The sequence below is a fragment of the Streptomyces sp. ATLC9 genome (assembly GCF_057196705.1).
On the sequence record NZ_JBXUOY010000328.1, the window covers coordinates 1 to 5317 of the forward strand.

A 5317-nucleotide genomic window follows, 5' to 3' on the forward strand; every position below is an offset into this window, starting at 1 on the left:
GGGCAGGGCGCCGCGGCGGCCTGCCCGGTGACGGCGACCGGAGCGTCACAGCGGCTGGAGCGGCACGATGTCCGGCGCGCCCAGCCGCGCGGCGTCGGCGGTCTGGTCGTCGGGCTGGCGCTGGGACTCCCGCTCGGCCTCGACCCGCTTGTGGTAGTGCTCCACCTCGCGGTCGATCTGCCCGGCGTCCCAGCCGAGCACCGGCGCCATCAGCTCGGCGCACTCCCGCGCGCTGCGCGTGCCCCGGTCGAAGGTCTCGATGGAGATGCGGGTGCGGCGGGTGAGGACGTCGTCCAGGTGGCGCGCGCCCTCGTGCGTGCAGGCGTACACCACCTCCGCCCTGAGGTAGTCGTCCGCGCACGGCAGCGGCTCGCCCAGGCTCGGGTCGGCGGCGATCAGCTCCAGCACCTCGTCGGTCAGCGAGCCGTACCGGCCCAGCAGGTGCTCCACCCGCGCCACGTGCAGCCCGGTGCGTGCGGCGATGCGGGCGCGGGCGTTCCACATCGCGTGGTAGCCCTCGGCGCCGACCAGCGGCACCTCCTCCGTGGTGCACTCGGCGACGCGGTGGTCGAGCCCGTGGACGGCCTCGTCGACGGCGTCCTTGGCCATCACCCGGTACGTCGTGTACTTGCCGCCCGCGACGACCACCAGGCCCGGCACCGGGTGGGCGACGGTGTGCTCGCGCGAGAGCTTGCTGGTGGCGTCCGACTCCCCGGCCAGCAGCGGGCGCAGCCCGGCGTACACGCCCTCCACGTCGTCGCGTGTGAGCGGCACGGCCAGCACCGAGTTGACGTGGTCGAGCAGGTAGTCGATGTCGGCGCTGGAGGCCGCCGGGTGGGCCTTGTCCAGGTCCCAGCCGGTGTCGGTGGTGCCGATGATCCAGTGCCGGCCCCAGGGGATGACGAAGAGCACGCTCTTCTCGGTGCGCAGGATCAGCCCGGTGGTGGAGTGGATGCGGTCGCGGGGCACCACCAGGTGGATGCCCTTGGAGGCGCGGACGTGGAACTGCCCGCGTTCGGCGGTCAGCCGCTGGGTGTCGTCGGTCCACACGCCGGTGGCGTTGACGACCTGCCTGGCCCGGATCTCGTACTCGCCGCCCTGCTCCAGGTCCTCCACCCGGGCGCCGACCACGCGCTCGCCCTCGCGCAGGAAGCCCACCACGCGGGCCCGGTTGGCGGCGTGGGCGCCGTAGGCCGCGGCGGTGCGCACCAGGGCTGCGACGTAGCGGGCGTCGTCCATCTGCGCGTCGTAGTACTGCAGGGCGCCCACCAGCGCGTCCTTGCGCAGGGCGGGCGCCGCCCGCAGCGCCTGGCGGCGCGTCAGGTGACGGTGGTGGGGCAGCCCGCGGCCGCGGCCGGAGGCCGTGGCCAGCACGTCGTACAGCGCCACGCCGGAGCCCGCGTACATCCGCTCCCAGCCCCGGTGCCGCAGCGGGTAGAGGAAGGGCACGGGCCGGACCAGGTGGGGGGCGATCCGCTGGAGCAGCAGTCCGCGCTCCTTGAGCGCCTCGCGCACCAGCGCGAAGTCCAGCATCTCCAGATAGCGCAACCCGCCGTGGATGAGTTTGCTGGAGCGGCTGGAGGTGCCCGAGGCCCAGTCGCGCGCCTCGACGATACCCGTCGACAGGCCGCGGGTCACCGCGTCCAGGACGGTGCCGGCGCCGACCACTCCACCGCCGACGACCAGTACGTCCAGCTCGCGTTCCGACATGCGGGCGAGCGCCTCGGCCCGCTCGGCCGGTCCCAGTACCGCTGTCCTCACCACTGCCTCCCTGATGTGCCGACGCCCCGGTCGATCGCCCGTCCGTTTGCCTGGCCGTATGTCTGTCCGTACCCGTGCTGGCCCCTACCCGTTCGTCCGCCGATCCCACGACTTCGACCCGGGCGGACACCGCTCCGCGCACAATCCACCATATCTGTCATATATGCGCTTAACCTGACATCGCCCCACACGCCAGCCAGCCCCACGAGTCCTTCGACAGGGGAAGGGACGCCACCTCATGCCCGCAGATCTCGCCGTCCTCGGTCTGGGTCGTCTGGGTCTTCCCGCGGCCCGGGCCGCCACGGCCGCCGGTATCCGCACCATCGGCTACGACCCCGACGAGCACACCGTGCGGGAGCGGGGCGGGGGGCGCCGGGGGGCGGGCGCCGGGCTGTCGGCGGCCGAGGTACGCCGGATGGTCTCGGCCGGCTTCCGCGCCACCTCGGACCCGTCCGTACTGGGCCGGGTCCGCGCCGCCCTGATCTGCGCCCCCACCCCGCAGGGCGAGGGACGCGTCCCGGACCTGGGCGCGGTACGGGCGGCGGCGCTCGCCCTCGGCGAGCGGCTGCGCCCGCGGACCACGGTCGTGGTGGAGTCGGCCGTCCACCCCGGCGGCACCGAGGAATACGTCGCCCCGCTGCTGGAGAAGGCCTCGGGGCTGCGGGCCGGGCACGACTTCCACCTCGCCTGCGCCCCCTCCCGCCTGGACCCCGGCAACCGCTCCCACGGCTACGCCAACACCCCGCGGGTGATCGGCGGACTGACCCCGGCCTGCACGGAGGCCGCCGCCGCCTTCTACGGGCGGCTGGTCGAGAAGGTGGTGCGGGCCCGCGGCCTGCGCGAGGCCGAGACGACGGCGGTGCTGGAGACCAACTTCCGGCACGTGAACATCGCCCTGGTCAACGAAATGGCCGTGCTCTGCCACGACCTCGGCGTGGATCTGTGGGACGTGATCCGCTGCGCGGAGACCAAGCCGTTCGGCTTCCACGCCTTCCGGCCGGGCCCGGGCGTGGGCGGCCACGGCCTTCCCGTCGACCCCGCCTGCCTGGACCGCGCGGGGCGCACCCCGGGCTACCCGCTGCGCCTGGTCGAGGTCGCGCAGGAGGTCAACGCCCGGATGCCGCGCTACGTGGCACAGCGCGCGGCGGCCCTGCTCAACGAGCACGGCAAGTCGGCGCGCGGCGCCCGCGTCCTGCTGCTGGGCGTCACCTACAAGCCCGACCTCGCCGACCGGACCGGCTCCCCCGCACCCGAGATCGCCCTGCGGCTGATGGAGATGGGGGCGCAGATCGGCTACCACGACCCGCACGTGCCGCAGTGGCGGGTGGCGGGCCGGCCCGTCCCGCGCGCCGACTCCCTCTACGAGGCCGCCGCCGCGGCCGACCTCACCCTGCTCCTCCAGCACCACCGCGTCTACGACCTGCAGAGCCTGTCGGCCAAGGCCCAGCTCCTGCTGGACACCCGCGGCGCCAGCCCGACGGGGGCCGCCCACCGGCTGTGAGAGGCCGCGTACCGGCGCCGGGCCCTGTCTCGGGTCGCGACTGCCCCGGAGGGCGGTGTCGGGAGCGTTTTCCGTGGTCACGAGCCAGATCACTTGTCCGGTCACATCACAGGCGACCGGCCGAGAACTCACGGTTGGTCACGGTCTGCATGCGATACGGCTCCGGCAGGTCCTCCATACCCAGAAGCAGATCGCATGCCCGGACCGACTCGGAGTACTCCCCGACCCAGTAGGAGCTCACAGAGAGCTCGAAAAGGAGCCCCCAGCGGTAAACCCACGGTTTCGTGAACAGCACATCCCCGGCCGGAACCGGTCTGCCGACACCGGCCTTGGCGAACATGTACGCGGTGTTGTGTCGCCCCATTCTGCGCAGACCCGAGGCAATCTCATAGCACGCCTCAAGCCGTTGTGGTCGGGATTCCCATGCCCTGATCAAAGACTCCATCCCTCCCTTCCAGTCATCCAGTTCGACACGCAGGACCCCGGCCTCAAGGAGTGCAACGTAGACTTCCTCGCCCCAGCCCCCCATCTCCGCCCTCCGTTCGTACAGATCGATCGCCTCGGACTTCCTCCCCAGATCTCGCATCGTTTGCGCAAGATAGAACACTGTGCGCCCGTTCCCAGGGTCTCGAGTCAGTTCTTCGGAAAGCAGCGCGGCGTCTCGCTCGAACTTGTCCTGACGTGAACCGCCGTCAGCGAAATCCGTGATCACGATTTCGTCGAGAAGCTCCGGCTTGTCCGTTTCACCAGTATCCAGGTACTCGTGGGTCGCACCCACGTAGCGCCAGTCGATGTCGCCACGGACCAGGCGCTTGATCCGATATTCCAGATCTCCTTCATGCCGGAGCATGTAGGAGGTGGCGGTCAGGGCGGGGAGGGGTCCGTTCAGCCTGACGACGTGATCCGCGTCCAGGAGCAGGAGATAGTCAGCCTTTCCGCGGGCGCGCCTGATGTTACGAGTTCGATTATGACCGAAGTTCACCCAGGATTCCTGGTGAAGTTCCCCGGGAATCCCGCTCAGTGTGGACCTGATCAATGACTGCGTCCCGTCGGTCGAACCGGTGTCCGAGATAACCCACGAGTCGATCAGGTCAAGCACCGAACCGAGGCATCGACCGATCACACGCGACTCGTTCTTGACGATCATGCACAAACAGATTGAAGGCATCCTGGCGCCCTTTGCAAGAGTTGGTGTACATGAGCAGGGAACACAGCGCGATCGAAAGCGTAATTCATCCGGCCCGTCGGACGCCGGGGACACGAGCCATGCCCCTGGCATCCGACGGATTTCCCAACTTCTCGGGCTATGCCACGTTTGTAGCGCACTCCGCGACTGCGGTGAGGGTTTCTCCCGTGACAGACGCGCCCCCGACCGTTACAGTCCACGACTCCGGCGGACTGGCCGCCTGCGCGTTCTCCGTGACGCTGAGAATCACTGGCCCGCTCAGCCGGTAACCACCTCCCGTGAGATGCCAGCCGGCCGGACACGTGGCGACCGAGGTGGCGCTGTTCGTGATCGGAATCGCCACGGTGTTACCGACGACCTCAGTGGTGGTGAGGGACGCGGTCGGACCCGTCGGACCCGTCGGACCCGTCGGGCCGGTCGGACCCGTCGCGCCATCGGCACCCGCCGGACCGGTCGGACCCGTCGCACCGGTCGCGCCATCGGCACCCGCCGGACCGGTCGGACCCGTCGCACCGGTCGCGCCATCGGCACCCGCCGGACCCGTCGGACCGGTCGCGCCATCAGCACCCGCCGGACCCGTCGGACCCGTCGCACCCGCCGGACCGGTCGGACCCGTCGCACCGGTCGCACCATCGGCACCCGCCGGACCCGTCGGACCCGTCGCACCGGTCGCACCATCAGCACCCGCCGGACCCGCCGGACCGGTCGGACCCGTCGCACCATCGGCACCCGCCGGACCCGTCGGACCCGTCGCACCGGTCGCACCATCGGCACCCGCCGGACCGGTCGGACCCGTCGCACCGGTCGCACCATCGGCACCCGCCGGACCCGCCGGACCGGTCGGACCCGTCGCACCATCGGCACCCGCC

General features: G+C 71.2%; 3 protein-coding genes. 1 reads left to right on the forward strand and 2 read right to left on the reverse strand.

Going from position 1 to position 5317, the window contains the following annotated elements; all coding sequences use genetic code 11:
* Positions 1-45: 45 nt before the first annotated feature.
* Complete coding sequence (locus tag AC2CJA_RS23780; protein WP_484604729.1) at positions 46-1761, reverse strand: glycerol-3-phosphate dehydrogenase/oxidase; 1716 nt, start codon at positions 1759-1761, stop codon at positions 46-48.
* Between the two features lie 238 nt (positions 1762-1999).
* Between AC2CJA_RS23780 and AC2CJA_RS23785 the strand changes: the two genes are divergently transcribed.
* Positions 2000-3262 (forward strand): nucleotide sugar dehydrogenase, encoded by a 1263-nt coding sequence (locus AC2CJA_RS23785; protein ID WP_484604730.1) that lies wholly within the window; start codon positions 2000-2002, stop codon positions 3260-3262.
* A 106-nt stretch (positions 3263-3368) separates the two neighbouring features.
* Here AC2CJA_RS23785 and AC2CJA_RS23790 read toward each other — a convergent pair whose 3' ends face one another.
* Complete coding sequence (locus AC2CJA_RS23790; RefSeq protein WP_484604731.1) at positions 3369-4409, reverse strand: glycosyltransferase; 1041 nt, start codon at positions 4407-4409, stop codon at positions 3369-3371.
* Between the last annotated feature and the right edge of the window lie 908 nt (positions 4410-5317).

Bases quoted from the DNA above. Each gene is read 5' to 3' on its own strand.
- AC2CJA_RS23785 (WP_484604730.1), top strand. From the start codon at position 2,000: ATGCCCGCAGATCTCGCCGTCCTCGGTCTGGGTCGTCTGGGTCTTCCC.
- AC2CJA_RS23790 (WP_484604731.1), bottom strand. From the start codon at position 4,409: ATGATCGTCAAGAACGAGTCGCGTGTGATCGGTCGATGCCTCGGTTCG.